The following is a 26,357-nucleotide window of genomic DNA, read 5'->3' as shown; positions in this document are numbered from 1 at the left end:
CGCGATTCGTGCCCCGTCCGGGTTGGCCAAAACTGTCCTACCCCGCTGGCAAGGTGGAGCCATGGATGCTTTACAGGTAGTACTGATGCTGCTGGCCTTGTTGGTCGGGGCTGCGGGCGGGGCGTACGCCGTGGCCATGCCGTATCGGCGCAGGGTGCGGGAGCTTACGGAGGAAATTGACGACGCCGGTGCCCGCTTGGGTGCCGCGGCTGCGGATTTGGCTGCGGCTCAGGCGGAGAACCGGATCTTGGGCCAGCACAACCGGCAGCTGGCCACCCAGGGCGAACAGGACAACGCGGTGCTCCGCGCGCTGGCGCCGGTTGGCGAGAAGCTGCGCACCGTCCAGCAGCAGGTGAGCCTGCTGGAGCGGGACCGGGTGGAACATTTCGGCCAGCTCCAGGAGCAGCTGCGGGCGGCGCGGCGTAGTGATGAGCAGCTGCTGCGTTCGACCCAGACGCTGACTGCGGCGCTGCAGTCGAACTCTGCGCGCGGACAGTGGGGCGAGGTCCAGTTGCGGCGGGTCGTGGAAGCCGCCGGCATGCTGCCCCACGTGGATTTTTCCGAACAGGTCCATCTGACCATCGCGGACCGTACACTGCGGCCGGACATGATGGTCCGGCTGCCCGGGGACAAGTCGCTGGTTGTGGATGCCAAGGTTCCGCTGCGGGCCTATCTGGAAGCGCAGGAGCTGCCTGCACAGGGCGATGCCGGCGTGGAGCGGGAACGGGCCGAACTGCTTGCCGCCCATGCCAAGGCAGTCAAGGCGCACGTCGATGCCCTCGCGGGGAAGAAGTACTGGGAGGGCGTGCAGGCTTCTCCGGAATTGGTGCTGTGTTTCCTGCCGGCCGAGTCAGTCCTGTCGGCCGCGCTGCACAGCGACCCGGAGCTGCTGGACTACGCGTTCTCCCGCAACGTCGGCCTCGTCTCCCCCGTCTCATTGCTGGCCTCGCTGAAGTCGGTGGCTTTCAGCTGGCGGCAGGAAGTGCTGACCGAAAACGCCCGCGAAATCTTCGAGCTCTCGCGCCAGCTCTACGAACGGCTGGGGACGCTCGGGGACCATGTCACCCGGCTGGGCTCGTCGTTGAAGAGCTCAGTTGAGAAGTACAACTCCTTCGTCGGCACGCTCGAGTCGAGGGTCCTGCCGACGGCACGCAAAATCACTGCCTTCGATCCTGGGGCACTGGAGCCGCCCGCCGGGCCAACAGCTCTGGAAAGCACGCCCCGGCTGCTGTCTGCGCCGGAGTTGATCGCCGGACAGGAACGCAGCGCCTAGGTCCAGCCGGAGCCCGTCCGCTACTGGGTGGGACGGGCTCCGCGGCCGCCGAGGCCGCGGGACAGATCGCCCTTCTCCTTCAGCGTGGCACGCAATTCCTTCGGAAGCGAGAAGAGAATGTCTTCTTCTGCTGTCACGACCTCTTCGACATCGCCATAGCCGTACTCCGCGAGCAGGCTCAGGACTTCACGGACCAGGACCTCGGGAACGGAGGCACCGGACGTCACGCCGATGGTGGAAACGCCCTCAAACCAGGATTCATCCACCTGATTGGCAAAGTCCACGCGGTGGGATGCCTTGGCGCCGTATTCCAGTGCGACCTCCACCAGTCGCACTGAGTTCGACGAATTCGCCGAACCGACAACGATCACCAGATCAGCCTGGGGGGCGATCTTCTTGATCGCGGCCTGCCGGTTGGATGTTGCATAGCAAATGTCGTCGCTAGGCGGATCCTGCAGATTGGGGAACCGTTCGCGCAGGATGGATACGATCTCCATGGTCTCGTCGACCGACAGCGTGGTCTGCGACAGCCAGATCAACTTGTCCGGGTCGCGGACCTGCACAGTCCGCGCCTCGGCCGGGTTGTTGACGATCGTCGTATGCTCAGGGGCCTCGCCGTAGGTGCCCTCGACCTCCTCATGGCCCTCGTGCCCGATCAGCAGGATCTCGTTGTCGTCCCGGGCGAAGCGGACGGCTTCCCGGTGGACCTTGGTGACCAGCGGGCAGGTGGCATCGATGGTGCGCAACTGGCGGTCCGCGGCGGACTGCACGACGGCCGGGCTGACCCCGTGCGCCGAGAAGACCACGAGTTCGCCCTCGGGCACCTCGTCGGTTTCCTCGACGAAGATCGCGCCCTTCTCCTCCAGTGTGGAAACTACGTGGACGTTGTGCACAATCTGCTTGCGCACATAGACCGGCGGCCCGTAGTGTTCGAGTGCCTTTTCGACGGCGATCACGGCGCGGTCCACTCCGGCGCAGTATCCGCGCGGCGCGGCCAGCAGAACCCGGCGCGGGCCGTTCACATCGGCCGCGGCGGCGATTTCTTCAGGGCTGCGGCGCTTACGGGGAATGCTGGGCATCGGAACAGAGACAGCGGTGCTCGTCATGCCATCCATGCTAGCCTCTACCGCCTGCAGCCCGAGAGCCGGGGCGCCGTTAGGCCTGTCACCAGTGCCTTGGGTCCGCTGCTTCCCGGCGCCTGCCAGGAACCGGCTGCGCCTGTGCATAAGCAGGGCAGGGGCCAATGCTGTCGGTGATAACTGTAAGAATGTAAGAACTTGCTCTACCAATTCGCGTGGCCTGCTTGGGCCGAGAGGGGCTCCTGACGTGAACCACAACCATGGACTTGTCCACGGCGAGGTGAGCTCCCCCGTCCCCAAGTCCACCTTGCCGGCGACAGCCATGGAGACGACGGCAGAGAATCCCTGGCCGCTGCGGCTGCTCTCCCAGAAGCTGAAGACCCATATAGAGCGGGTTCCTCCCACCTGGGTCGAGGGCCAGGTGATCGAGTTGAACCGGCGCAACAACGTCACTTACCTGACTCTGCGCGACACAGAAGCCGAAGCCTCCTTCAGTCTGATGGCGTTCAACAGCGTTATGTCGCGGCTGGACCTGCCCCTCGAGCCCGGCTCCCGAGTCGTGGCCCAGATCAGGCCGGAACTGTACGTCAAGACGGGCAGGCTCTCCATGCAGACCCGCGACCTCCGTCCGGTGGGGCTCGGTGACCTGCTGGCCCGGCTGGAGCGCCTGCGCCAGGCGCTGGCCCGCGAGGGGCTCTTCGACGAAGCCCGGAAGAAGCCCCTGCCGATGCTGCCGCACCGGATCGGCCTCATCACCGGGCGGGATTCCGATGCCAAGAAAGACGTTATCCGCAACGCCTCGCTGCGCTGGCCGGCGGTGGCGTTCGAAGTCCGCGAGGTCGCAGTCCAAGGCGTCAACGCCGTAGCCCAGGTCATGCAGGCGCTGGCTGAGCTCGACAGGCACCACGAGGTCGACGTGATCGTCATCGCCCGCGGCGGCGGCTCGCTGGAAGACCTGCTCCCGTTCAGCAGCGAGGAGCTGGTCCGGTCCGTTGCAGCAGCTGAAACTCCGGTTGTGAGTGCGATCGGCCACGAAGCGGACCGGCCGCTGCTCGACGACGTAGCGGACCTGCGTGCCTCGACGCCGACAGATGCCGCCAAGAGGATCGTGCCGGACGTCAACGAGGAGTTGACCCGGATTGGCCGGGCGCGCCAGATGCTGGACCGCCGGGTTGACCAGCTGATCCGGGTCGAGGCAGAACGGCTGGCCGCCCTGCGCAGCCGCCCGGTGCTGGCCTCGCCTGCCAGCATGGTTGATTCCCGGGCGGAAGATGTGGAGCGCTTGACGGCCCGGGCACGCAACTGCATCGGCGCGGCGATCCACCGGGATGCGGACCGAGTGTCGCACCTGAAGGCACAGGTCCGGGCGCTGTCGCCCCAGAACACGCTGGACCGGGGGTACGCCGTCGTTCAGCTGCCTGATGGCAGTGTCCTGCGCGACAGCGCGGACGCACCGGCCGAAACCCGGCTCCGCGTCCGCCTGGCCGCCGGCGAACTTGCCGCCAAGGTGCTCTGAACACATCCGCCGGGCTGCCAGCGCTCATTCCCATTCCGTCCAGAGAGAGACCGATCGTATGACCGAGAACCCTACGGCCAACGCCGAGAACACCGATATCGCAGCCATGAGCTACGAGCAGGCCCGCGAGGAACTGGTCGCCGTAGTCCACCAGCTGGAAGCAGGCAACATCAGTCTGGAACAGTCCCTCGCCCTGTGGGAGCGGGGCGAAGCGCTGGCAGCGCGGTGCGAAACGTGGCTCGAAGGCGCCCGGCAGCGGCTGGATGCCGCGCGAGCTGCCACGGACAGCGGCACCGCCGCCAATACAAACGGCGGCAATTAGCTCGCGGCCAGGCGCAGCTTCTCCCGCTCGACGTCGAAATCCGCCACCGGCCACTGCGGATCGATGTCGGCGAGCACGCCGATCAGCAACTGCTGCACGGCTATCCGGGCATACCATTTGCGGTCTGCCGGCACGACGAACCATGGGGCTGCGTCGGTGCTGGTCCGCTCCAGCGCGATCTGGTAGGCGTGCTGGTAATCGTCCCAATAAGCCCTGTCGTTGACATCGCCCGGATTGTATTTCCAGTGCTTGTCGGCGCGGTCGAGCCGCTCCTGCAGCCGCTCTTTCTGCTCCTGCTTGCTGATGTGGAGCATCACCTTGAGGATGCGCGTTCCTCCAGCAGCGATCTTCGCCTCGAACTCGTTGATGAGCCCATAGCGCTGCTCTATTTCCGCTGGCGGCGTGAGCCCGCGTACACGCTGGACCAGGACATCCTCGTAGTGGGAGCGGTCGAAGACGCCGATCATTCCGGGCCCCGGGAGCTCCTTTTCAATGCGCCAGAGGAAGCCGTGCGACCGTTCCTCCGCCGTGGGCGCCTTGAAGGCCTTGTGGTGCACGCCTTGGGGTTCGACAGAACCGATGACGTGCCGGACGATGCCGCCCTTGCCAGCGGTATCCATCGCCTGCAGCACCAGCAGGACCGCGTCCCGCGCCCCGGAACGGCTTTGTGCAAATAGCCTTTCCTGCAGGTCGGACAGTTCCTCGTCTTCAGCTGCCAGGAGCCGTTCACCCTCGTCCTTGCCGCCGTCGAAGCCCGGAGTCGACCGAGGGTCCACGGCAGCCAGGTCGAAGCCTTGCCGTACACGCAGCAGGCCGGCCGGTTCGAAGTCCGGCAGCGGAGGGGCCGGCGCGGCCGCCATTTCGTCCCTTTTCACGGCCGGTAGGTGCTCAGGAATTCGCCGATGCGGCCCACGGCTTCTTCGAGGATTCCGACGTTGGGCAGCGTGACCAGCCGGAAGTGGTCCGGTTTGATCCAGTTGAAGGCCCTGCCGTGCGAGACCAGGATCTTCTGCTGCTTGAGCAAATCGAGGGCGAAGGCTTCGTCGTCCTCGATCGGATAGACCTCGGGGTCCAGTTTGGGAAACAGGTAGAGCGCTCCCTTGGCTTGCTGCGTGCTCACGCCCGGAATGGCGTTGAGCATCTCGTAAGCCTTGTCCCGCTGTTCCAGCAGCCTGCCGCCGGGCAGGATCAGATCATTGATGCTCTGGTACCCGCCCAGAGCCGTCTGGATGGCGTGTTGGGCCGGTACGTTGGCGCACAGGCGCATATTCGTGAGCAGGTTGATGCCCTCGATGTAGTCGCCGGCCAGATGCTTGGGGCCGGAGATCGCCATCCAGCCGCTGCGGAAGCCGCAGACCCGGTACGCCTTGGACAGCCCGCTGAAGGTCAGGATGAGCACGTCGTCGGCCAGGAGGGCCGTATTGGTGTGCTCCTCGCCGTCGTAGAGGATCTTCTCGTAGATCTCGTCCGAGAAGACGACGAGGTCGTGCCGGCGGGCCAGTTCCAGCATTCCCTCGAGGATCCGGCGCGGGTAGACGGCGCCGGTGGGGTTGTTCGGATTGATAATGACCAGGCCCTTGGTGTTGGGCGTGATCTTCCGTTCCAGGTCCTCGAGGTCCGGCAGCCATCCCTCTTCCTCAACGCAAAGGTAGTGGACGGGATGGCCGCCGGCCAGGCTGACCGAGGCGGTCCAGAGCGGGTAGTCCGGTGCCGGTATCAGGACCTCGTCGCCGTTGTTCAGCAGCGCTTGCAGGCTCAGGGTGATCAGCTCGCTGACGCCATTACCCAGGTAGACATCGTCGACGCCGATCTCCTGGATCCCGCGCGTCTGGTAGTACTGCGACACCGCGGTCCGGGCGGAGAAGATGCCTCGCGAATCGCTATAGCCCTGCGCGTTCGGCAGGTTGCGGATCATATCCACCAGGATCGCGTCCGGGGCCTCAAACCCGAACGGCGCGGGATTGCCGATATTGAGCTTCAGGATCCGATGGCCCTCGGCCTCCATCCGCTGGGCATGCTCGAGCAGCGGACCGCGGATGTCGTAGAGGACGTTGTGGAGCTTGTTGGACTGCTTGAACTCGGCCATTTACTGATCTTCGCACACGACCGAAAGCTACTCGGCCAGGCCCTTCTCCTTCAGCCAGTCGGCGGCAGCGTCTGCCGGGTTGCGCTTTTCGTCGCCGCTGACCTGTCGGTTCAGGTCGATCAGATCCTCCGTGGTCAGCGCCGCCGAGACCTCGTTGAGCACCTGCGTGGCCTCCTCCCCGACCGAGGCGGACGACACGAGCGGCAGCACCTGCTGGGCAATGAAGTTGTTCTTGGGATCCTCCAGCACGACCAGGTCGTTGTCCTCGATGGAAGGCGTTGTCGTGTAGATATCGGCCACCTGGATCTGGTCGGTGATCAGCGCCTTCAAGGTCGCGGGACCGCCGGCGTCGTTGATGGGCTCGAAGGACTTCGGTTCGCAGCCGTAGTTCTCCTTCAGCCCCGGCAGCCCGTACCCGCGCTCGGCGAATTCCGGGTTGGCTCCGAGCACCAGCTCGTCGCACACCGGCCCCATGTCCTCGATCGAGGACAGCTGGTATTTTTCCGCCGTGGCCTTGGTGACTACCATGGCATCCTTGTTCTCGGCCGGCGACGGTTCCAGGACACTCAGTCCTTCCGGCAGGGCCGCGGGCAGGGCCTCCATGATCTCGTCCGCGGAGGCGGCCGTCGCCTCCGGGTCCAGGAACAGCAGCAGGTTGCCGCTGTAGTCCGGAATGACGTCCACGGAGCCTTCCTCCACCGCCTTGACGTAGACCTCGCGCGAGCCGATGCCGGGCTTGGTCGTCGCTTCGATGCCCGCCGCGTTGAGGGCTCCGGCGTAGATTTCGCCGATGACCTGGCTTTCCGGGAAGTTGGCGGACCCGACCACCAGCGGACCCGAGACTCCCGGGCTGGCAGCGGGGCCGGCCGTGTCCTCTTCCAGCGGGTTGGAGTTGGCGCCGCAGGCGCTCAGTCCCAGGGCCAGAGCGGATGCAGCCGCCGCTGTGATGATGCTCCGGCGGGCCGGTGACAGGTTCTTCATCTCTCTCCTTACATGCCGCCTTGGACGGCGCCAACAGTGGGGGTTTCACGCCGCTTCCGGCGCCGGCGGTCAGCCAGGCCGGGCGAGACGGCGAATTTTTGGACGACGGCGAGGATGCCGTCCACGACCAGGGCCAGCAGCGCAATCAGGATGGCGCCGCCGAACATCCGCACCGGGTCGCTGATGGCCAGTCCGTCGATCAGGTACCGGCCAAGGCCGCCCAAATTGATGTAGGCAACGACGGCGACCGTGGCAATCACCTGGAGCACCGCGGCGCGGAGGCCGCCGAGCAGGACGGGCAGCGCGTTCGGCAGTTCGACCTTGGCCAGCACCTGCCATTCGGTCATCCCAAGGCCGCGCGCGGCGTCCACGAGCGTGGGGTCCACGGCTGCGATACCGGAGTACGCGCCGGCCAGCAGCGGTGGAATGGTGAGGATGACCAGCGCCCAGATCGGCGGCATGAGTCCGAGGCCCATCAGGAGCACAAAGAGGGTGAGCAGCCCCAGTGTGGGCAAGGCGCGCAGGGCGCTGGCAGCACCAACGACGGCGATGCGTCCTTTTCCGGTATGGCCGACGTACATCCCGATCGGCACGGCAATAGCCCCTGCGATCAGCAGCGTCAGGCCTGTGTAGGCCAGATGCTCTGCCAGCCGCACCGGAATCCCGGCCGGTCCGCTCCACTGGGCCGGGTCCGCGAACCACTGTGCCACGAGTTCGATGATGTTCATGGCAGCACGGCCGCCTCGGCCGGATCCGGCCGCTCCCCGGCGGAAGCGCGCGTTTGCCTCCCCTGGTCCGTCCCGGCAACGTGCCGCTTGCCTCCGGCCCTGTGCCAGGGTGTCAAAAGTTGTTCCGCCGCCACCAGGAGCAAATCCATGAGGACGGCCAGGAGCAGGGTCAGCACAATGCCGACCACGATTTCCGTGAGGAAGAACCGCAGCAGACCGTCGGTGAAGAGCGTGCCCAGGTTCCGGACGCCGATCAGCGCGCCGACGCTGGCCAGGGAGATATTGCTCACCGAGACCACGCGCAGGCCGGCGAAGAGCACGGGCACGGCCAGCGGCAGGTCCACCGCGAAGAAGCGCCGGAACGGCCGGTACCCCATGGCCACGGCAGCCTGCCGCACGCCGTCGTCAATCGACTCCAGCGCATCGACCACGGACCGCACCAGCAGCGCGACGGCGTAGATGGTCAGCGCGGCCACCAGGTTCATGGGGTCGAGGATGCTCGTGCCCAGGACGAAGGGCAGCAGCACAAAGAGCGCCAGCGACGGAATCGTGTAGAGCATCGAGCTGACGGAGAGCACGGCCGTGCGGATTGGCCGCAGCCGCCAGGCCGTGTAGCCCAGCGGGAGCGAGAGCAGCAGTCCAAACAGCAGCGGCAGCACCGACTGAACCAGGTGCAGCCAGGTCAGGTCCAGGACAAAGCCCAGGTTGGCCAGGAACCACTCCATCTCAGCCGGCCCTGCCCGTTTCCAGCCGCTTGAGGACGTCCTCGGCGTCCACCAGCCCGGCGACCCGGCCGGCGTCGTCGACGGCCACACCGCGCCCGGACGGGGAAGACAAGGCCGCATCCAGCGCCAGCCGCAGCGTCGAGCCGAGCCTGAACAGCGACCCGCCGACCAGCAGCCCCGCCGTGGACCGCTCCCCGGGAGGCAGCCACCCCACCGGGGCACCGCCGTCGTCAATAACCAGCAGCCACCCGGCGGCCGGCGCATCCGCCAGTGATCCCAACGTGGCCGTGGCGGCCGAATGCAGCGGCAGCGCGTCCGCGGGCCGGAACGACAGCGACCGGAACCCGCGGTCGCGGCCCACGAAGCCGGCGACGAAATCGTCCACGGGGGCCCGCAGCAGTTCCTCCGGCGGCGCGAACTGCGCCAGCCGGCCGCCGGTGGCGAAGACGGCCACCTTGTCCCCGATCAGCGTTGCCTCGTCGATGTCGTGGGTGACGAACACGATGGTCTTGGCCAGCTCCTGCTGGAGGCGGAGCAGCTCCTGCTGCAATTCGGCCCGGACCACCGGATCCACGGCGCTGAACGGCTCGTCCATCAGCAGGATCGGCGGGTCCGCGGCGAGCGCGCGCGCCACCCCGACGCGCTGCTGCTGGCCGCCGGAAAGCTGGGAAGGGTACCGCGTGGCCAGGGACGCGGGAAGTCCGACGACGTCGAGCAGCTCCCGTGCGCGGGTGCGCGCCTGGCGCCGGGATACCCCGTTGAGCCGCGGAACCGTGCCGATGTTGTCCAGCACGGTGCGGTGCGGCAGCAGCCCTGCGGACTGCAGCACATAGCCCATGGAGCGGCGGAGGGCCGCCGGGGCCTGGCCCGCGATGTCCTTGCCGTCCACGAGCACGGTTCCGGAGCTGGGTTCGACCATGCGGTTGATCATGCGCAGCGAAGTGGTCTTGCCGCAGCCGGAGGGACCGACGAAGACCGTGATGGCGCCGCGGTCCAGGTCCAGGCTCAGATTGTCGACGGCGGGATGTCCCGCGGCGTAACTCTTGGTCACGTTGCGGAAACTGACCATCGGTTCCGCTCCCTGGACAGGGGCAGCCGTCCGGTGGGGCTGTTCCATGGGGGCTCCCTCCGGGCTCGGTCGCGGGCGCTGCTGCCTCATGATCCACTCTGCACCGGCGCTGGGCCGATGGAACTCTTGGACCGAGTCTAATCACATCGCCACGGCCGCAACACAATTCTGCCGCCCAGCTCCGCCATCTGCGGCCGTCTTTGCCTTCCTCCGGCCGGCCTCAGGCCTGCTGCGGGCTATAGAGCCGCAGCCCGGCATCGACGAGGTCGACCCGATCGAGCGCGGGCACCTCGTCCAGGCCGAACCAGCATGCCTGGTCGGTCGAGCCAGCCGTTTCATGGGTGAGTTCCCCGCCGATGATGGTGGCGGCATAGATAATCCGCAATGCGTGCAGCGGCCGTCCGCGCCCGTGCAGCCGGCGCTCGGCCGGGATGAATTTGCTGTCCACGCCGAGCAGGCCGTCAAGCTCCGCCGTGTAACCGGTCTCCTCGGCAATCTCGCGGACAGCGGCCGACGGCGCATCCTCCCCCAGCTCCAGTCCTCCGCCGGGCAAGGTCCAGCGGGGGACGCCGGAATCCGTCCAGCGTGCGAGCAGTATCGCGCCGTCCCGGACAATGACGCCGTAGGCACCGACGCGGGTATCGAAGTCCATCCGCCCAGTTTAGGGCCGGCCCTGAATTGCATTGCGCCTCCGTGCCGCGGCGACTACAACTGGAACCATGGGGATCAGGCCAGCAAGGCACCGTGCGGACCCTGTCCCGCCGGCTTGGAGCATGGCGATGCCCGCGACCGAGCGCCGCCTCCTGGACGTCCTGGCCGGGTCGGGACCGGATCCGGCGGCGGTTCCTGCCAGCGCCCGTGACTGCCTGGACCGCTCCTACGAAGCCGCCTATGCCGAGGACCACCACGGGGCCATGCTGCTCGCCCGGCTGGGCTTGGAGCAGGCCGGAGACTCCGAAACGGACATCGTGCTGGCGTTGTACTCGGTCATGATCGCCGTGGCGCAGATCCAGGAAGACATGCCCAAAGCCGAAGAATATCTTCGCGAGCGGATCGACATACTGCGCCGCACCGGCCGCACCGTCCAGGCCTCGGTGGAAGCAGACCTCGGAACCGTGCTCTTCCGCGAAGCCACCGAAGCAGAGCTTCCGGTCCTGGAAGCGGCGCTGGAAGAACTGGTTGCCGAGAAGGCCCCGCACGGGGTGATCGCAGACGTCAAACTTGCAGTCGCCGTCGCACTTTCGCAGCAGGGTACGCGGCCGCGCGCACTGGAACTGCTGGAGGAAGCGGTGGACGGTTACGCGGCCGGAGACCGGACCGACAGCATGGCCGGCGCACTGATGTACCTCGCGCACACGCACCTGCAGGCCGACCATCCCCGCCGGGCGATCGCCGCCGCCGACCGTCTGCTGGCGCTGCCTGCCAACCGCGCGCTGGCCGCGTCGATGTGGCTGCTGAAGGCCAACCTGGCCAGCACGGGCGAGCATGTTGCCGACGCCATCGAGTACGCCCTGACCGCGCTGGAACTCTACGCCGCCTGCGGCGTGCGCAAGGGCGCCGTCTCCGCTGCGGTGGTGATGGCGCAGCTTTGCGCTGCGGTGGGCGACGACGAGGGCTCTGTCCTGGCGTGGCGAGCCGCCGTCCAGCAGGCCGAACGCGGCGAGGTGCGCGAGGAACCGACCCTCCGGCTGGCCTTGGGCAACCAGCTGCTGGAGGCCGAGGAATACGAGCTCGCTGCCCAGGTGCTGGACAAGCTGCTCCAGCGGCAGCGGTTGGCCGCGGCGCCGCCCTCTGAAGTGGCCAGGACGCTGATGAGCCTCGGGCACGCGCACCGGCACGCCGACCGGACTGCTGATGCGCTGGCGAGCTGGCGCAAAGCGGTCGCCGCATTCAACCGGGCCGGGGAGTTCGGTGAAGCAGCGCGGTCGCTGCTGGCCATTGGCACGCTGCTTTCCCGCGAGGACCGTGACGCAGACGCGATCGTCTGCTTCGAAGCCGCCGTCGCCGCGGCCCGCAAGGAAGCCGAAGACGCGGCGGTTCTGCCGCAGGCCCTCCACTCGCTGGGCCATGCGCTGTGCGAGGCGGGCGATCCGGACGGCATCACGCAGTTGGACGAGGCCATCCGGTTGGCGCGCGACTACGGCGCCCGCTGGTATGAGGCGGATTACAGCGATACTCGTGCACGCGGGTTGTGGGCGCTGGATCATGGCCCGGCAGCGGTGTCCGCCGCCTTGCAGGCCGCGGACTTGTATTCGGCTGCCGATGACGCTGCCTCTGCCGGCAACGCCGAGCTGTTCGCCGCCCATGTCCTGGCTGAACTGGACCGCCCTGCCGATGCCGTTCCGATGTACCGCATGGTGCTGGACCAGCCCGGAGTCAGCCGGGTGCTGCTTGTCGCGGCAAACCTGGGGCTCGCGGGCGCGTTGGAAACCCTGGGCCGCAAGGACGAGGCCAAGCAGGCCCGGCAGGCGGCCGAAGACGCTGCCGAGGACTGACCGCCGCTCTCATCTTCATCTCATCTTGGGGCTGGATAATCGAATTATGCAGCGCGCCCTCCTCCGATACCTGTTGATCGGCGTGGCCATCGTGCTGGGCATGGGCCTGGCCGGCTATGCCGTGGCGAGCACTTTGCGTGAGCCCGAGTCGTCCGATCTGGGTCCCTCTATAGTGTTCACGCCTTCCCCCGCGGCCACCGCAACGCCAGAGCCGGCCCCCAAAAACACCACCAAACCCACGCCATCTTCCACTCCGGGCAAGAAAACGGCGAAGAAGGCACCAGAGCCGGAGCCGAAGCCTGCCCCGCCTCGCCCCGCCGCCCGCCCCGGCTCCCGTCCCCGTCCAGCCCGCTCCCCCCGTGGAGTACGACGACGACTTCGATGACGATTTCGACGATGACGGCTTCGAAGGCGAAGATGGCGACGACAATTAAGCTCGCCTCGATGGAGTCCGGTACGAATGATTAGACGACCAGGGGCCTTGTCCGTCCGGACCCGCGTCCTGGCCGCCGTCGTTTCCCTTTCTGCCCTCGGGCTGGCCGTGGCAGGAGGCGTGGCTTTCGGACTGCAGCGCGGCGAAATCAGCCAGAACATCGACGATTCGCTGCGCCGGTCAGTGGAAGAATTCAACACGCTGGCGGAGATTGGGATCGACCCTGAAACCGGCCGGGAGTTCACCGAGGCCGCCCAGCTGGTGCGAACGGCCATGGCGCGGACTGCCCCGGCCGTCAACGAAGGCATGGTCGGCATCGTGGATGGACGCGTCCAGCTGGCAGCCAACTCCTCGGTCCCGCTGCGTTTGGAGCAGGACCACGAGCTCATTGACCGGATTCTTTCGATGCCGCAGACCGACCGGATTGTGCTGACCTCAGTCGAGACAGAACAACGGATGTACCGGGTCGTGGCCGTGCCGGTACAGCTGTCCTCCGACCCGGCCCAGAGCACGTTCGTGCTCGCCTTCGACTACGACGCCGAAATGGCGCAGCTGGGCGGCATTTTCCGCGCTTACATGCTCATCGGCCTGGCAGCACTCGTGCTCATCGCCGGCGTCGGCTGGCTCGTTGCGGGCCGCCTCCTGGCGCCGGTCCGGCTGCTGCGCGAAACGGCGCAGAACATCACCGAAACGGATCTGTCCCGCCGCATCCCCGTTACCGGCAATGACGATCTGTCGGAACTCTCGCGTACCTTCAACGAAATGCTCGACCGGCTCCAGTCGTCCATTACCGCCCAGCGGCAGCTCCTTGACGACGTCGGACATGAGCTGCGTACGCCAATCACCATCGTCCAAGGCCACCTTGAGCTGCAGGACGTCCAGGATCCGCAGGACGTTGAATCGGCGCGGTCCATTGCCATGGACGAGCTGGACCGGATGCGCTTGCTGGTCGACGACCTGGTGACCTTGGCTGCAGCGGACCGCCCGGAGTTCGCCCGGCTGCGCCCGCTGGAAGTAGGACAGCTGACCGACGATGTGCTCGACAAGGCCCGCACGCTCGGCGACCGTTGCTGGACTGTGGACGCCCGGGCGGAAGAAGGCTGGCTGCTGGACCCGAAGCGGATTACGCAAGCATGGCTCCAACTGGCCGCCAACGCGGTAAAATTCTCAGCCCCCGGGTCGCAGATCGCGTTGGGGTCGCGGGCTGCGCACGGCCAGCTGCGTTTGTGGGTCCGTGACGAAGGCGCCGGTATTGCGCCTGAAGACCAGCAGCGGATCTTCGAGCGCTTCCGCCGGGGCTCCAACAGCACGCGCGCGGAGGGCTCCGGCCTGGGCCTGCCGATCGTGAGCGCCATCGCGGCCGCGCACGGCGGGCAAGTGGAATTGGCCTCGGCACCGGGGCACGGTTCCACCTTCACCATCGTCATAACAGACCAGCAGCCGGAGCAGGAGGATGCAATATGAGCCAGATCCTGGTGATCGAGGACGAGGAGCGGATCAGCTCCTTTGTCGCCAAGGGACTGAAATCGGCCGGATACGTGCCCACGGTGGCCGCCACCGGGCGGGAAGGCTACCACTTGGCCATGACCGGCGACTTCGAGCTCATCGTGCTGGACCTGGGCCTGCCAGACCAGGACGGCTTCACCGTGCTGCGCAGGATCCGGGAGGCCCGCAACGACACGCCCGTGATCATCCTGACCGCCCGCAGTTCCGTGGACGATACCGTGGCCGGCCTGGAAAACGGCGCCGATGACTATATGGCCAAGCCTTTCCGCTTCGAAGAACTGCTGGCCCGAGTACGACTGCGCCTACGCACCGACGCGCCCACCGCCGACATGAGCCTGTTGACCAGCGGGGACCTCCAGCTGGACCTGCGAACCCGCCGGGCAACAGTCGACGGCAAGGAGGTGGATCTCTCGGCCCGGGAATTTGCCCTGGCCGAGGCCTTCCTGCGCAACCCTGGCCAGGTCCTCAGCCGCGAGCAACTGCTCTCCCGGGTGTGGGGCTACGATTTCGACCCCGGTTCGAATGTAGTGGATGTCTACGTCCGCTATCTTCGCAACAAACTCGGCGCGGACCGGTTTGCCACGGTCAGGGGCATGGGCTACCGGCTCGCTTCAGACAGCTGATCCGCCGCCGCTGCCAGTTCCTCGGCCGCAGCCAATCGCTGCAATGCGTCCGGCTCCCAGTCCTGGGAGCCGGCGGTTTTCGCGCCCGCCACGAGCGACAGAGCGACCCCGGCGGCACGTCCGCGCAGACCCGCTGGGTCGACTTCCCGGTCGAACACTTGCAGGAACCGTTCCATCGCTTGAGGAATATGCACATACGCGCTGTGGACCGCCGGCAGGACGGCCAGATGTCCAATGAAGCAGGCCAGGTCGTCCACCAGGTGTCCCGGACCGAGGGAGTCGACATCGAGGAGTCCGGTGATCCTGCCGCCGTCGGCCAGGATATTGGCTTCGTAGAAATCGCCGTGCGTTGGCACCACCGGGCCGGCCTCGGTAACAGCGACCAGACGGGCAATGCGTTCGGCGAGCCGGAAAATGCGTTCCTGTTCGCCAGGCAGTACGGCAGCGGCCGCCTTGGCATAGTCCGTGGAACGCTCCGCCCATGCCGGCCGGCGCGACAGCTTCAGCGCATCGACAGGCAGTTGGTGCAGCAGGTTGATGAGGCTTTGCGGATCCAGATCGCGGGCGCCGTCGTCCATCAGGGCCTCCGCCAACGCGATGCCCGGCACTTCGCGCAGGACGACCACTCCGTCTGCCGGACCTGCCATCGCCTCCGGCGCCGGGATGCCGGCGTCGATCAGCATTCGGTGCCTGCGCAGCAGAGCGGCGGCGCGGTCGGGACGGACAACTTTGACGAAAACCCTCTTGTCCCCTTGGACCGCGGTCAGAACCGCGCGGCGGAGCGGACGGTAGTTGACCATCCGCAGCTCAGCGGTTCCGCCGCCAAACGCCACCTGGGCGACGGCCGCGGCATCGCACGCGGCCGCGAGCCCGACGAGCACCGGATCGCCGGGATACAGCCAGGCGGTGAGGTTGGTGCCGCCGCCCTGCAGCCGAACCATCGGCAGCCCGCATTCGGGCACATTGGCGCTGGTAACGCAGACATACTCGGTCCGGTCCGGACGGTCGGCAAAGGCGACCTCTACGCTGAAGATGCCGGTGGCGCCGGCTCCCGGCCGGTGCTGGAGCTTGGACAGACGCCACTCGCGCACGGATCCGCCGATGGTTTTGACAGCCAGTTCCAGCGGCTCCCGCATGCCGTCGCTCTCCAGCAGTTCCAGCCCTGCGGCTTCGTCGGCGACGGCTCCCATGCCCATTACTTCCATAGGTTCTGTCTTACCATTCCCACCACGGGCGGGCAGCCCCGCGGGAGGATCCAAGTTCACGCGCGGCGGCGCTGCAGCACGTCGTCCAGATTGATCCGCCCGGCGCGGTCCTCGCGGGAGGAAGCCGGCAGCTCGACCTTGGGCGCAGCCGCGGCCTGCTTGATGGGGGTCTTGACCGTGGGCTTCTTTTCCTCGGGCGCCGGAAGCGGCTGTGGTGCCGGCCGCTCCACTTTGGCCGACTGCGTATAGGTCGGCTTCGGCACCTCCACTGGCTGCCACGGCGCGCCGGTCTGCGGCTCTGCAGGACGAGCCGCCTCTGCCTCCGCGGCCACCTTGAGTGCCGCAGCACGCAGCTCCTCAGCCGTCAGCGGAGTGGGAGCTGCCGGTTCCTCCACAGCTTCGGCTGCATTGAACAGCACGGTTTCGCGCCGCGGCACCGCGGTTCGCACCTCCGGGATATGAGGACCCATCGCCGCCTCGAAGGCGCGTTCAACGCGCTCCGCAGCCCGCCTCCTCCGGTCCCTGCGGGCCAGCGAACGCAAAATAACGACGGCGGCGGCGACAGTTAACAGCGCATAGCCGGGTACGCTTCCGGAGACGGCACCGAACATGGCCAGGACGCCGCCCACAACGAGGTCACAATTCCCACTACGCCCAGCAAGGCCAGCGCCGTCCGGCCGTAACGGATCCTGAAAGGCGCCTGGGCCGGCTGGCCCGCGGCGCGAACCGGCGCCGGGCTCCGCTGCGGAGCAGGTTGCGGGTTTCCGGTATGGGCACTGTTTTCCATGATGATCCCCTGTGGACCGCTCGCAGCGGCGATGGCGGGTGTTGGTTCAAAGGTCAATGACGGGGCGGCGACCGCCTCGGCGACAGCACCGGCGCGGTGGAACCGGAGCAGGTAGGGGCCTACCCAGACAAGCCAAAGCCCCACGATCACCACGAAGATCACAGAACTCTGAATGTCCATTCTCACACCGTAGGAGCCAAAACATGCACCGTGGCGCATTGATTGCGGTGTGTCGGCAAACCTGCCCGAAATCGGGCAAATCAGCAGGTCAGCGCGACTCGTCCCGCTCCTGGAGCCAGCGCGCCAGCAGCCCTTCCGGTACCTCTTCCGCTGTCAGGGCGAAGCTGCGGTGGTCTGCCCAGGCGCCGTTGATATGCAGGTACCGTGGCCGGAGCCCTTCGTCCCGGAATCCCAGCTTTTCCACCACCCGCAGGCTGGCGGCATTTTCCGGACGGATGTTGATTTCCATCCTGTGCAGTCCCAGGGCCCCGAAGCAGTGGTCCGTCGCCATGGCAACCGCGGTCGGAGCGATACCGCGGCCGGCCGAGGCCTGATCGACCCAATAACCCAGCGTCGCCATCATCGCCGAGCCCCAAACAATGCTTGAGACGGTCAGCTGCCCCACGATCACCGGCTCGCGTCCAACACCGGCCTTGCGCTCGGCAATCACCCAAGGCAACGCCGTCGCTAATTTTGCCTGCCGGTTCAGCGAGCGCACCATCTCGCCGAACCCCGGCAAGGCGGCGCCGGGCTGCGGGTTCGAGGCTTCCCAAGGGGCCAGCCAGGCAGCGTTGCGCTGGCGCAACTGGAGCCACTCCCGCTTGTCCCGGTGCGAAATAGGCCGCAGCAGCAGATCCCCGCACTCGACCGTTGCGGGCCAAATGGCTGAACTCACCACCGCTGCACCGGCAGCCTCAGGCCTGGGAACCCTCGGTGAACTGCTTCAGCCAGGAACGCAGGTCCTCGCCGATATCCGCACGGTCGGAGGCAATGGTCACGACGGCCTTGAGATAGCTGAGCTTGTCACCGGTGTCATAGCGGCGGCCGCGGAAGACGACGCCGTAGACGCCACCGCCTTCGCCGTCCTGCGCGGCCAGGGTCTGCAGGGCGTCGGTGAGCTGGATTTCGCCGCCGCGGCCGGGAGCAGTTTCTTCCAGCACGTCGAAGATGGCCGGATGCAGGACATAGCGGCCGATCACCGCCAGGTTGGAGGGCGCTTCCTCCGGCGAGGGCTTCTCCACCATGTGGTTGATCTTGACGAAGTCTTCGCCCTCGACAACCGTCACATCGGCACACCCGTAGGCACTGATTTCGGACGGCTCCACCTCAAGCAGCGCAATGACTGAACCGCCGGTCTGCTCCTGCACCTCGATCATGCGGCTGAGCAGGGCTTCGTTTTCGTCGATCAGGTCGTCGCCGAGCAGGACCGCGAAGGGTTCGTCTCCGACATGCTGGCGCGAACGGAGCACGGCATGGCCCAGTCCCTTGGGATCGCCCTGGCGCACGTAGTGGATGTCGCCAAGCTCGGATGCCTCGCGCACAGCAGCAAGCTTTTCCAGGTCGCCCTTGTTCTCCAGCGTCTGCTCGATGAACGGCACCCGGTCAAAGTGGTCCTCCAGGGAACGCTTGTTCCGCCCGGTGATCATCAGGACATCGGTCATTCCGGCACGCACGGCTTCTTCGACGACGTACTGGATGGCCGGCTTGTCCACGACCGGCAGCATTTCCTTGGGCATCGCCTTGGTTGCGGGCAGGAATCTGGTACCGAGCCCGGCAGCTGGAATAACGGCTTTGCGTACAGTTCGCGGAGACTTCATGAGCCTAAGAGTACATAAATGCCCTGACAATCAGGAACAATCGTGACGGTCGGCCGCTGTTGTCTGCGCCACCACCGGGAGGCTGTGGCAGGATCGAGCCATGACGACCATGGACAAGGAAACGGCCCGGAACCACTTCCGCAGCATGCGCCGCGACATGACGGACGCCGAGCGCCGGGAAGCTGCCCAGCAACTGTGTTCAGTTGTCATGGCAGGACTGGAACCTCTGGGCCTCCTGCCGGGCCAGATTGTTGCCGCCTACCTGTCCACCGGGCCTGAGCCTTCGACCGACCTGCTGCTGCCTGCCTTGGAGAAAGCCGGATACAAGATCCTCGTTCCGGTGTGCGAACCCGGATACCAGTTGAGCTGGACGCGCTGGTACGACGGCGTGGAGCTCGCCCGCAGTCCCCGTGCCTGGGTTTATGAGCCAGTAGGTGAACGCCTTCCCCTCCAGGTCATGACCGACGTCGCCCTGTTGCTGATCCCCGGCCTGTCCGTAGATACGGACGGGAACCGAATGGGCCAGGGCGGCGGCTACTACGACAGGTTCCTGGCCGCCATGGACACGCTGCCGTCGAAGCCGCGCCAGGCCGGCGTCTTCTACGCGCACGAAGTAGTGCCGTCCGGAACTTTCGAAGTCACAAACCTTGATGCTCCGCTGGAGGGGGCAGTCTCCCCGGAGGGATGGACGTGGTTTGACTCTCGCACAGTGTAGTAGAATTGGCACTCGGAACCTTCGAGTGCCAACCGCCGCGCGCTTGAGGGTTGCCCGACCGAGATTTCTTCAGGAGGATTCACCGTGCCTACCTATGCCTACGGCTGCAAAGACTGCGGCCATGCATTCGAGATCCAGCAGTCCTTTAGCGACGACTCGTTGACCGTCTGCCCCGAGTGTTCGGGCGCGTTGCGGAAGAAGTTCAACAGCGTCGGCGTCGTCTTCAAAGGCTCCGGCTTCTACCGGACTGATTCCCGGGATTCCAAGAGCACGAGCACGGTGCCGGCCAACTCGACCAAGAGTGAAGGCGGGGCGGGCGCGCCGTCGACGACGTCCTCACCCTCTCCTGCACCCGCAGCTTCGGTGCCTGCAGCCAGCTGACCAGCCAGCCTTGACGCTGGCTGTTCCTCCACAGCCTCCGCAGCCGTTTCGCTTGCCCACAAGCGGGACGGCTGCTCTGTTTTCCGGTCCCGGGCCATCGCTAGCGTTGCGGCATGCAACGTATTTCTCCGGCCGGACTCTTCCGCGTGCTCCGGCGAATCGTCCGGCGCCATTACCGTTTCCTCGCCGCGGCCTGTTTTTGCGCGGCCGCCGGGGTCGGCGTCCACGCCCTCACGCCTGATCCGGTACACACCGTGCCCGTCCTCACGGCGGCCGCAGATCTGCCCGCCGGCACTCTGCTGGGAGATGCAGATCTGCAGGTCGTCGACGTGCCGGCGTTCGCTGTACCGCCGGGAGCTTCCGCCGCTGCCACCGATCTGTCCGGCCAGCGTCTGGCTACTGCCCTGCGTAGAGGCTCTCCCGTACTGGATACATCCGTGATAGGTCCCGGCCTGCTGGCCGGCGCACCGCCGGGAACCGCCGCTGTTCCGGTGCGTCCTGCGGACAAGTCCACTGTTCAGCTGGTGGCCCCGGGGCAATTGGTGGACATTGTCCTCAGCACCGGAAACGGCTATGAGGATCCGGAGGAAACCACCGTCCTCGCGGACGGTGTCCCGGTGCTGTGGAAAGCCGACAGCAGCGGGACAGACGCTGGCCTGCTCGGTCCGCAGGAAAGCGATGGACTGGTTGTCGTGGCCGCTTCCCCGTCCGAAGCTGCGGCATTGGCCAGCGCCAGCAGCCGCGGCAAGGTCTTCCTGGTCCTGGTCGGCTAATGGCGGCAGGTGGCTTAGCCCCAGTGCGGCGGGCGCTGCTCCTTCAGCCAGGCGTCCCGGTCCGCATCCTGTTCGCCCCAGGACCGGGGTTCATCCTCGGCTGCCTTGGTGGGTATGGCCCGTTCGCGCAGGGCCTTTCGGGTCGCGGGCGGCTGCTCCGCGGATGCTGGCTGCTCCGCAGGCGCTTCTTCCCGCGCCTGATCATCTCCGGCTTCCATCTCAGGTTCCGCCTCCGGTCCGGTGCCCTGCGCCGCAACCGCCGCTTCAGAGCCGCCCGTGGGTGCGGCGACGTCCGCTGTCTCTTCTTCCGGCATGGGAGCAGCGGCGTGCCTGCCCGGCTTCGTTTCGTCCGGTTCTTTCAGTCCCAAATATCCTCCGATCAGCTGGGCGCACTTCTCGGGATCGGTGAAGACCTCGATCGTCCACAGGGTCAGCGGCCGCCAGCCAAGGCGCTCGAGCAGCTGCGGGCGCAGCCGGCTCCGCTCGCGCACCGTCATGTTCCGGTATTGTTCCGTGCCGTCGGATTCCAGCGCAACCGGCAGTCCCGGCTCGACACCGTCGAGCACCAGACCGGGCTCCGCCGCCGCGACGATGTCCAGCACGCCGTGGTAATGGTCCTTCACCCGCGCGCCGCGGCTTCGGACACGCTCGACCAGATCGGCGACCAGCGGATCCTCAATCCCTGCCGGCGAAGCCTGCACGCCAGTCGGCGCGGTTCCCAGCGCGCGGCTAATCAGCTCGTAGAAGTCGGCCGCGCCGTAGTTCAGCCTGTCCGGGTCGAGGTCTTCGGGACGGAAACAGGTCAGCACGCGCAGGTTGTGCCGGGCCCGGGTCATGGCCATGGCGAACCTGTTCCTGCCATCCGGCTCCGACAGAGGCCCGAAGTTGTGGACGGCGCGGCCGTGCGGGGTCCTTCCGTAGCCCAGGGAGAAAATGATGTCGTCGCGAACCAGTCCGGAGGCACGCTGGAGCGGCACGACCCGGAACGATTCGGCCGAGGAACGGAAGAATTCCGCCGTGTCGGGATGGTTCGGCATCTGGAGCCTGATGGCCTCGCCGATCCGGGCGGCGTGGCGCATCGTGGCAGTGACAACTGCCAGCGATCTTGCCGGTCGCGACCGGGCATGCTCGAACACCAGGTCCACGACACGGTTGATTTCGGCCGGAACGCTTTCGACTCCCTCGTGGCCGGCACCGGGGAGACCAGTTCCGTCCGGCAGGTATTCGACCGTCAGCCCGTCGCCGCCGGTCAGTTCCGCCGCGGACGGCAGCCGGGTCAAGGAGCCGCCGTAGAAATTACGGCTCAGGGATTCCGCCAGGCCCAGGTCAACCGCGCGGTAGGCCGTGGTCAGCCGCAGCCCGGGCAGCACCCGCTCCAGCGCGTGGAAGGCACTGACCAGCGGCTCGGGCTGCTTCCCTTCAACGGCTGCAGGACGGCGGTCCACATTGGTTTCGAACGGCTCAGCGGTTCCCAGCTGTCCGTCACCGAACGCAAGGATCTGCGACGCGCGGCAAATGGCCCCTACGGCCGACTGCAGGCTGGTCGCCTCCGCGTCGAGGATGATGACGGCGTCGAAGTTTTGGGCGGCCGGCAGCACCGTGGGCAGCACCAGCGGCGATGCGGCCCAGACCGGCATCAAGGCCGAGACCAGCGCGTCCGATTGTTCGTTCAGCGCTTCCAGCGTGGGTTCGCCGGACTTGAGCAGCTCGCGCAGGCGCTCGGCAGCCTTCGGCTTGCTCTTGATGGCATGCCGCCAGTTCTGCGCCAGCTCCCAGCGAAGCCGCGACGGGCCGGACGCCACGTGCGCGTTGTCGGCAAGGCGGTAAACGGCCTCAACCTTGCGGAGGTTGTCGCCGTCGGACATGGCCAGGTAGTCATCGCCGCTGATCATCGCTTCCAGCGCGGACTGCCACCAGGCAAGGTCCAGTTCGGCGCCCACGCTGGCGGTACCGACTTCGCGGTCGGCCAGGTCCTCGAGCAGCTCGCCCAGTCCCTGTTCCCGCATCTGTTCCAGCAGCAGCGTCCGTTCCGGCAAGTGCACCAGGGTCTCGCGGTCCGCAGCCAGCGCTTCGAGGCGGCTGCCCAGCAGGCCAAGCTCCAGTTCCATCAGCTGGACGCCGTCCTCGGGCGCGGCGAGCAAGGCGCCGAGCTTGCCCAGCCGCTGGCGCACGTCCAGATAGAAACCGTTCAGTTCCGCCAGGCCGGACGGCACAGAGGGGTGTCGCTGGGTTGTGGCGTATTCGGCCCATTTGGTGCGCTGCGCCTGCACCTCGGTCAGCGACTCGTGCAGATCCGAAATGTGCACTCCCGGCCGCACATATTCCTTGGCCACCCGACGCAGCCTGGAGCGCGTCATGGAGCTCATCTCGATGCCTCGCTCCCGGCGCCAGCCGGAAGATGCCGTGGCCGAGATCAGGTCGGTCACCGGACGATCGAAGATATCCGGGGTGAACTTATCCAGGCTGCTGCGAACGGAAACGAGGAGGAGCAACTGCTCGCCCCACTCCCGGAAGGTGGAGCCCAAAGCGACCTTGGAGTGTTCGGCCGCCCGCTCCATTTGTGCACGCAGCTCCGGGAGGTCGCGGGCCAGGCTTGCCGCCAGCTCGTGGGCGTCCTCGGTCTCTTTCCGGTTGTGCAGCTTGGCGCCGAACCAGGGGCTGGTTGTGGACGCCTTGCTGAAGCTGCCCAATTCGGCTGCCCGCCGGAGCCGGCCGGTCAGCTCCGCGCGGTCCGTGATGCTGTCCAGCACGGACCGCTTCAACCGCACGGTGGTCGCCGGCGCAGGATCCAGCGAGGTAAGTTTCGCCAGGGACTGCATGGCCTGGTAGGGCGAGCAATTCCAGCGCTTCCGCACATTGTGCAGCGACTTGACGTGGTCCTGCAGCTGGTGCCGGTGCTCGGCCAGCGTGGCGTGCAGCTTCTCCAGCTGCGGTGCCGTGGCCTTTTCGTTCCGCACGATGGCGCGGATCAGCTGGTCCTTCAGCTGCTGGCCGGTCAGGTTCGGGTTCAGCTGCAGGACCAGGGAGCCGAGCTTGAGCTCATCGAGCTGGGTGGCGAACTGGTTCAGCGTCGCCCTCCGCTCGGCGACGACCAGCACCGACTTACCCTCGTAAGCCAGCAGTGCGGCTGCGTTGATGGCCGTCTGTGTCTGCCCAGTGCCCGGAGGGGCGGCGACGACCAGCGAGTGGCCTTCCTGTACGAGGTCCAGGACTTCCTGCTGGGAGGCGTCCGCGTCCAGGACCAGGAACTCGTCCTGCGGCGCACGCTCGTCCAGGGGCGGAAGGCCGGATTCCGGGAGGGGAACGTCGATGTCGCTCTCGGGGTCCATTTCAGCGGCCATCATGGCGTTGAGGACCGGATGGTCTGCATCCACGGTGGCCGGGTCGACCGCGTGGGCCACATCCGCGAAGGTCGAGACGAGCAGGTGGTGCTCGATTGTCATGCTGCGCACATCCTGCGTCAGGATCCGAAGCCGCTCCAGCACCGGGTGCGGATCGAACCGGGCGGTACCGTAGGCCAGCCGGGCCACGGCGTCGGCGTCGAACTCGAGTCCCTGCTCATGCCGCAGATGGCGGACCATGGCCGGATTCAGCCTGGCCTGGTCCGTCAGCTGGAGTTCGAAATCATCCTGGCTCGGCCGGACGGTGAGGGCCACCGGCGCAAGCATCACGGGAGCGTACAGCGCTTCGGAACGGCCAACCTCGGGAACCCGCCAGGACGCAGTTCCGGCAGCCAAATAGCCGACGTCGATGCCCCGTTCATTGCCGAGTTCGAAAATCTTCGCCCGCAACGAGCGGGCGGTCTTCATGGCAGCGGCATAGTGTGCCGGGTCCCGCAGCAGTGTGGAAATCCGGGTGCGGCGGCCGGTCAGCAGCTGGGCCAGCCCGGAGGGATGCGCGTGCGTCAGATCGATGCTGTTGGTCGGAGTCGGCGCGTAGTACAGCAGAGTGTCTGTTCCTGCGTGCTGGCCCAACTGCTGCAGCCAGTGGGCCAGGATCCCCCCGTCCGCTTCGACAGCGCGGTTGCGAGACACGGCTACCTTCTTCTCTTCACTCGACACAAGCCTTGACCAAATCGGCATGCCACTCAAGCTATCCGATTCAAAAGCGGAAACGGGTGACCGCAACACTGACCGGAATAAATTGCCCGTCAGTTCACAGCTTCACGCTGTGCACGCTGCAGCCACCCGCGACTGGGAATCCTATTCCCACTCGATGGTTCCCGGGGGCTTGCTCGTCACGTCCAGCACAACCCGGTTGACACCTTCGACTTCGTTTGTGATCCGGTTGGAGATGCGCGCCAGCAGATCGTACGGCAGCCGCGACCAGTCCGCGGTCATGGCGTCTTCGCTACTGACCGGGCGGAGCACGATCGGGTGCCCGTAGGTCCGGCCGTCACCCTGGACGCCGACGCTGCGGACATCCGCCAGCAGCACCACCGGCATCTGCCAGACCTCGTTGTCCAGGCCGGCGGACGTCAGTTCGGCCCGGGCGATCGCGTCGGCCTTTCGCAAGAGATCAAGCCGTTCGGCGGTGATCTCACCGACAATGCGGATCCCGAGCCGGGCCCGGGGAACGGCTGGCGGCCGACGATTTCCGCGGGCAGGCCGAGCTGGGCACCGACCGCACGTACTTCGTCCTTGAACAGGTTGCGCAGCGGCTCGACGAGCTCGAAGCGAAGGTCCTCGGGCAGGCCGCCGACGTTGTGGTGGCTCTTGATGTTGGCTGCGCCCTCGCCGCCACCGGATTCCACCACATCCGGGTACAGCGTCCCCTGGACCAGGAAATCGATGCTCTCGCCGTGGGCCGCGGCCTCGGCGATGATGGCGCGCTCGGCTTCTTCGAAGGCGCGGATGAACTCCCGGCCGATGATCTTGCGCTTGGTTTCCGGGTCGGTGACGCCGGCAAGGGCCTTCAGGAAGCGCTCCTGCTCGTTGGCCACGTACAGCTTGACGCCGGTGGCGGCAACGTAGTCCCGTTCAACCTGTTCGGCCTCGCCCTCACGCAGCAGGCCGTGATCCACGAACACGCAGGTCAACTGGTCCCCCACGGCACGCTGCACCAGCGCCGCGGCCACCGCGGAATCAACGCCGCCGGAGAGGCCACAGATGACCCGGGAGCTGCCGACCTGGGCGCGAATGCGCTCCACTTGCTCTTCGACGATGTTTCCGGTGGTCCAATCGGCCTTGAGCCCGGCACCCTTGAAGAGGAAGTTCTCAAGAACCTGCTGGCCGAGGTCGGAGTGCTTGACTTCGGGATGCCACTGCACGCCGTAAAGCGCCTTGGCCTCGTTAGCAAAAGCGGCGACGGGAGCGCCGGCGGTGCTCGCCAGGACGTCGAAACCTTCGGGCGCCTCATGGACCGAATCGCCATGGCTCATCCAGGTTGTCTGCACTTCCGGCATGCCGGCCAGGATAGAGCGGGCGGCTCCCACCGTCGTGGCGTCGGTCGCGCCATATTCACGCAACCCGGTCCGGGCCACCTTGCCGCCGAGCGCGTTGGCCATGGCCTGGAAGCCGTAGCAGATGCCGAAGACCGGAACGCCGGCTTCAAACAGCTGCGGCTCCACCGCGGGGGCACCTTCGGCGTACACGCTCGAGGGCCCACCGGACAGAATGATCGCTGCCGGGTTCTTCGCCAGCAGCTGCTCGGTGGTGTAGGTGTGGGGAACAACTTCCGAGTACACGTTGGCCTCGCGTACGCGCCGGGCAATCAGCTGCGCATACTGGGCCCCGTAGTCGACAACGAGGACAGGCCGGTGGTCCGGAACGGCGGGGGGAGGATTAGTCACCCGTCTAGGATAGTCGGCGCCGATCGCTGCATGCACATCGCACCTCCTGCAG

22 protein-coding genes and 1 pseudogene are annotated in these 26,357 nt (G+C 66.7%); 9 read left to right on the top strand and 14 right to left on the bottom strand.

Features of this window, described 5'->3' with window-relative positions; translation table 11 throughout:
• Positions 1-61 precede the first annotated feature (61 nt).
• Positions 62-1,273, top strand: coding sequence for a DNA recombination protein RmuC (locus D477_RS04000; protein WP_043845549.1), 1,212 nt, complete (start codon positions 62-64; stop codon positions 1,271-1,273).
• A gap of 20 nt (positions 1,274-1,293) precedes the next feature.
• Here the strand turns inward: D477_RS04000 and D477_RS03995 are convergent, their stop codons facing one another.
• Positions 1,294-2,379 carry a 4-hydroxy-3-methylbut-2-enyl diphosphate reductase gene (locus D477_RS03995; RefSeq protein WP_005267504.1) on the bottom strand — a complete coding sequence of 362 codons (1,086 nt, stop codon included), beginning with the start codon at positions 2,377-2,379 and terminating at the stop codon, positions 1,294-1,296.
• A 220-nt stretch (positions 2,380-2,599) separates the two neighbouring features.
• Between D477_RS03995 and xseA the strand changes: the two genes are divergently transcribed.
• Together xseA and D477_RS03985 are read left to right on the top strand one after the other, a co-directional pair.
• Positions 2,600-3,868, top strand: a complete 1,269-nt coding sequence (gene xseA, locus D477_RS03990; RefSeq protein ID WP_005267501.1) for an exodeoxyribonuclease VII large subunit — start codon at positions 2,600-2,602, stop codon at positions 3,866-3,868.
• Positions 3,869-3,926: 58 nt separating this feature from the next.
• Positions 3,927-4,190, top strand: a complete 264-nt coding sequence (locus D477_RS03985) for an exodeoxyribonuclease VII small subunit (RefSeq protein ID WP_005267499.1) — start codon at positions 3,927-3,929, stop codon at positions 4,188-4,190.
• Here D477_RS03985 and D477_RS03980 read toward each other — a convergent pair.
• The 7 genes from D477_RS03980 to D477_RS03950 all read right to left on the bottom strand — a co-directional run bounded on the left by D477_RS03980 (position 4,187) and on the right by D477_RS03950 (position 10,431).
• A complete protein-coding gene (locus tag D477_RS03980; protein WP_005267498.1) occupies positions 4,187-5,050 on the bottom strand; it encodes a PPK2 family polyphosphate kinase in 864 nt (287 codons plus the stop codon). The genes D477_RS03985 and D477_RS03980 overlap by 4 nt on opposite strands.
• An 11-nt stretch (positions 5,051-5,061) precedes the next feature.
• The gene (locus D477_RS03975) at positions 5,062-6,276 is read right to left on the bottom strand and encodes a pyridoxal phosphate-dependent aminotransferase (protein ID WP_005267496.1); all 1,215 of its coding nucleotides are present in this window, start codon (positions 6,274-6,276) and stop codon (positions 5,062-5,064) included.
• Between the two features lie 27 nt (positions 6,277-6,303).
• A complete protein-coding gene (locus tag D477_RS03970) occupies positions 6,304-7,257 on the bottom strand; it encodes an ABC transporter substrate-binding protein (RefSeq protein ID WP_005267495.1) in 954 nt (317 codons plus the stop codon).
• Positions 7,258-7,265: 8 nt separating this feature from the next.
• Positions 7,266-7,985, bottom strand: coding sequence for an ABC transporter permease (locus D477_RS03965; RefSeq protein ID WP_005267493.1), 720 nt, complete (start codon positions 7,983-7,985; stop codon positions 7,266-7,268).
• The gene (locus tag D477_RS03960; RefSeq protein WP_005267492.1) at positions 7,982-8,710 is read right to left on the bottom strand and encodes an ABC transporter permease; all 729 of its coding nucleotides are present in this window, start codon (positions 8,708-8,710) and stop codon (positions 7,982-7,984) included. Before D477_RS03960 ends, D477_RS03965 begins: the two co-directional genes overlap by 4 nt.
• Position 8,711: 1 nt before the next feature.
• Positions 8,712-9,827 carry an ABC transporter ATP-binding protein gene (locus D477_RS03955; RefSeq protein WP_005267489.1) on the bottom strand — a complete coding sequence of 372 codons (1,116 nt, stop codon included), beginning with the start codon at positions 9,825-9,827 and terminating at the stop codon, positions 8,712-8,714.
• Between the two features lie 172 nt (positions 9,828-9,999).
• Positions 10,000-10,431, bottom strand: a complete 432-nt coding sequence (locus tag D477_RS03950; protein WP_005267487.1) for an NUDIX hydrolase — start codon at positions 10,429-10,431, stop codon at positions 10,000-10,002.
• A gap of 127 nt (positions 10,432-10,558) precedes the next feature.
• Between D477_RS03950 and D477_RS03945 the strand changes: the two genes are divergently transcribed.
• The 3 genes from D477_RS03945 (at position 10,559) to D477_RS03935 (ending at position 14,836) form a co-directional block, all read left to right on the top strand.
• Entirely contained in the window at positions 10,559-12,274 is a 1,716-nt protein-coding gene (locus D477_RS03945) for a tetratricopeptide repeat protein (protein WP_005267486.1), read from the top strand.
• A gap of 460 nt (positions 12,275-12,734) precedes the next feature.
• A complete protein-coding gene (locus D477_RS03940) occupies positions 12,735-14,171 on the top strand; it encodes a sensor histidine kinase (protein WP_081608465.1) in 1,437 nt (478 codons plus the stop codon).
• Positions 14,168-14,836: a response regulator transcription factor gene (locus D477_RS03935; protein ID WP_005267471.1), complete on the top strand. Its 669-nt coding sequence runs from the start codon at positions 14,168-14,170 to the stop codon at positions 14,834-14,836. Before D477_RS03940 ends, D477_RS03935 begins: the two co-directional genes overlap by 4 nt.
• Here the strand turns inward: D477_RS03935 and D477_RS03930 are convergent.
• The 4 genes from D477_RS03930 to galU all read right to left on the bottom strand — a co-directional run bounded on the left by D477_RS03930 (position 14,812) and on the right by galU (position 18,645).
• Positions 14,812-16,041 carry an aminoglycoside phosphotransferase family protein gene (locus tag D477_RS03930; protein WP_237740695.1) on the bottom strand — a complete coding sequence of 410 codons (1,230 nt, stop codon included), beginning with the start codon at positions 16,039-16,041 and terminating at the stop codon, positions 14,812-14,814. The genes D477_RS03935 and D477_RS03930 overlap by 25 nt on opposite strands.
• A 56-nt stretch (positions 16,042-16,097) precedes the next feature.
• On the bottom strand, positions 16,098-16,670 hold the full coding sequence (locus D477_RS21040; protein WP_005267469.1) for a hypothetical protein: 573 nt from the start codon (positions 16,668-16,670) through the stop codon (positions 16,098-16,100).
• Positions 16,671-17,096: 426 nt separating this feature from the next.
• On the bottom strand, positions 17,097-17,726 hold the full coding sequence (locus D477_RS03920) for a GNAT family N-acetyltransferase (RefSeq protein WP_043845547.1): 630 nt from the start codon (positions 17,724-17,726) through the stop codon (positions 17,097-17,099).
• A 16-nt stretch (positions 17,727-17,742) separates the two neighbouring features.
• Positions 17,743-18,645, bottom strand: coding sequence for a UTP--glucose-1-phosphate uridylyltransferase GalU (gene galU, locus D477_RS03915; RefSeq protein ID WP_043845545.1), 903 nt, complete (start codon positions 18,643-18,645; stop codon positions 17,743-17,745).
• Between the two features lie 100 nt (positions 18,646-18,745).
• On the opposite strand from galU, the gene D477_RS03910 reads away from it, so the two are divergent.
• The 3 genes from D477_RS03910 to cpaB all read left to right on the top strand — a co-directional run bounded on the left by D477_RS03910 (position 18,746) and on the right by cpaB (position 20,514).
• Positions 18,746-19,360 (top strand): 5-formyltetrahydrofolate cyclo-ligase, encoded by a 615-nt coding sequence (locus D477_RS03910; protein WP_005267466.1) that lies wholly within the window; start codon positions 18,746-18,748, stop codon positions 19,358-19,360.
• Positions 19,361-19,444: 84 nt separating this feature from the next.
• Positions 19,445-19,741, top strand: a complete 297-nt coding sequence (locus tag D477_RS21660; RefSeq protein WP_005267465.1) for an FmdB family zinc ribbon protein — start codon at positions 19,445-19,447, stop codon at positions 19,739-19,741.
• 113 nt (positions 19,742-19,854) lie between these two features.
• Positions 19,855-20,514 (top strand): Flp pilus assembly protein CpaB, encoded by a 660-nt coding sequence (gene cpaB / locus D477_RS03900; RefSeq protein ID WP_150109992.1) that lies wholly within the window; start codon positions 19,855-19,857, stop codon positions 20,512-20,514.
• 14 nt (positions 20,515-20,528) lie between these two features.
• On the opposite strand, the gene D477_RS03895 is transcribed toward cpaB, so the two are convergent.
• The gene (locus D477_RS03895) at positions 20,529-24,596 is read right to left on the bottom strand and encodes a DUF4011 domain-containing protein (RefSeq protein WP_043845534.1); all 4,068 of its coding nucleotides are present in this window, start codon (positions 24,594-24,596) and stop codon (positions 20,529-20,531) included.
• A 120-nt stretch (positions 24,597-24,716) separates the two neighbouring features.
• Positions 24,717-26,305 (bottom strand): annotated as a pseudogene (gene guaA, locus D477_RS03890) (glutamine-hydrolyzing GMP synthase).
• Positions 26,306-26,357: the final 52 nt, after the last annotated feature.

This window comes from Arthrobacter crystallopoietes BAB-32, assembly GCF_000328305.2.
Taxonomy (GTDB): Bacteria; Actinomycetota; Actinomycetes; order Actinomycetales; family Micrococcaceae; genus Crystallibacter; species Crystallibacter crystallopoietes_A.
Note: the sequence above shows the minus strand (reverse complement) of the source record. Positions and strands in the feature narration are given on the sequence as shown.

Bases quoted from the DNA above. Each gene is read 5' to 3' on its own strand.
- D477_RS04000 (WP_043845549.1), top strand. From the start codon at position 62: ATGGATGCTTTACAGGTAGTACTGATGCTGCTGGCCTTGTTGGTCGGG.
- D477_RS03995 (WP_005267504.1), bottom strand. From the start codon at position 2,379: ATGACGAGCACCGCTGTCTCTGTTCCGATGCCCAGCATTCCCCGTAAG.
- D477_RS03985 (WP_005267499.1), top strand. From the start codon at position 3,927: ATGACCGAGAACCCTACGGCCAACGCCGAGAACACCGATATCGCAGCC.
- D477_RS03980 (WP_005267498.1), bottom strand. From the start codon at position 5,050: ATGGCGGCCGCGCCGGCCCCTCCGCTGCCGGACTTCGAACCGGCCGGC.
- D477_RS03975 (WP_005267496.1), bottom strand. From the start codon at position 6,276: ATGGCCGAGTTCAAGCAGTCCAACAAGCTCCACAACGTCCTCTACGAC.
- D477_RS03970 (WP_005267495.1), bottom strand. From the start codon at position 7,257: ATGAAGAACCTGTCACCGGCCCGCCGGAGCATCATCACAGCGGCGGCT.
- D477_RS03965 (WP_005267493.1), bottom strand. From the start codon at position 7,985: ATGAACATCATCGAACTCGTGGCACAGTGGTTCGCGGACCCGGCCCAG.
- D477_RS03960 (WP_005267492.1), bottom strand. From the start codon at position 8,710: ATGGAGTGGTTCCTGGCCAACCTGGGCTTTGTCCTGGACCTGACCTGG.
- D477_RS03955 (WP_005267489.1), bottom strand. From the start codon at position 9,827: ATGGAACAGCCCCACCGGACGGCTGCCCCTGTCCAGGGAGCGGAACCG.
- D477_RS03950 (WP_005267487.1), bottom strand. From the start codon at position 10,431: ATGGACTTCGATACCCGCGTCGGTGCCTACGGCGTCATTGTCCGGGAC.
- D477_RS03945 (WP_005267486.1), top strand. From the start codon at position 10,559: ATGCCCGCGACCGAGCGCCGCCTCCTGGACGTCCTGGCCGGGTCGGGA.
- D477_RS03940 (WP_081608465.1), top strand. From the start codon at position 12,735: ATGATTAGACGACCAGGGGCCTTGTCCGTCCGGACCCGCGTCCTGGCC.
- D477_RS03935 (WP_005267471.1), top strand. From the start codon at position 14,168: ATGAGCCAGATCCTGGTGATCGAGGACGAGGAGCGGATCAGCTCCTTT.
- D477_RS03930 (WP_237740695.1), bottom strand. From the start codon at position 16,041: ATGGAAGTAATGGGCATGGGAGCCGTCGCCGACGAAGCCGCAGGGCTG.
- galU (WP_043845545.1), bottom strand. From the start codon at position 18,645: ATGAAGTCTCCGCGAACTGTACGCAAAGCCGTTATTCCAGCTGCCGGG.
- D477_RS03910 (WP_005267466.1), top strand. From the start codon at position 18,746: ATGACGACCATGGACAAGGAAACGGCCCGGAACCACTTCCGCAGCATG.
- cpaB (WP_150109992.1), top strand. From the start codon at position 19,855: ATGCAACGTATTTCTCCGGCCGGACTCTTCCGCGTGCTCCGGCGAATC.
- D477_RS03895 (WP_043845534.1), bottom strand. From the start codon at position 24,596: ATGCCGATTTGGTCAAGGCTTGTGTCGAGTGAAGAGAAGAAGGTAGCC.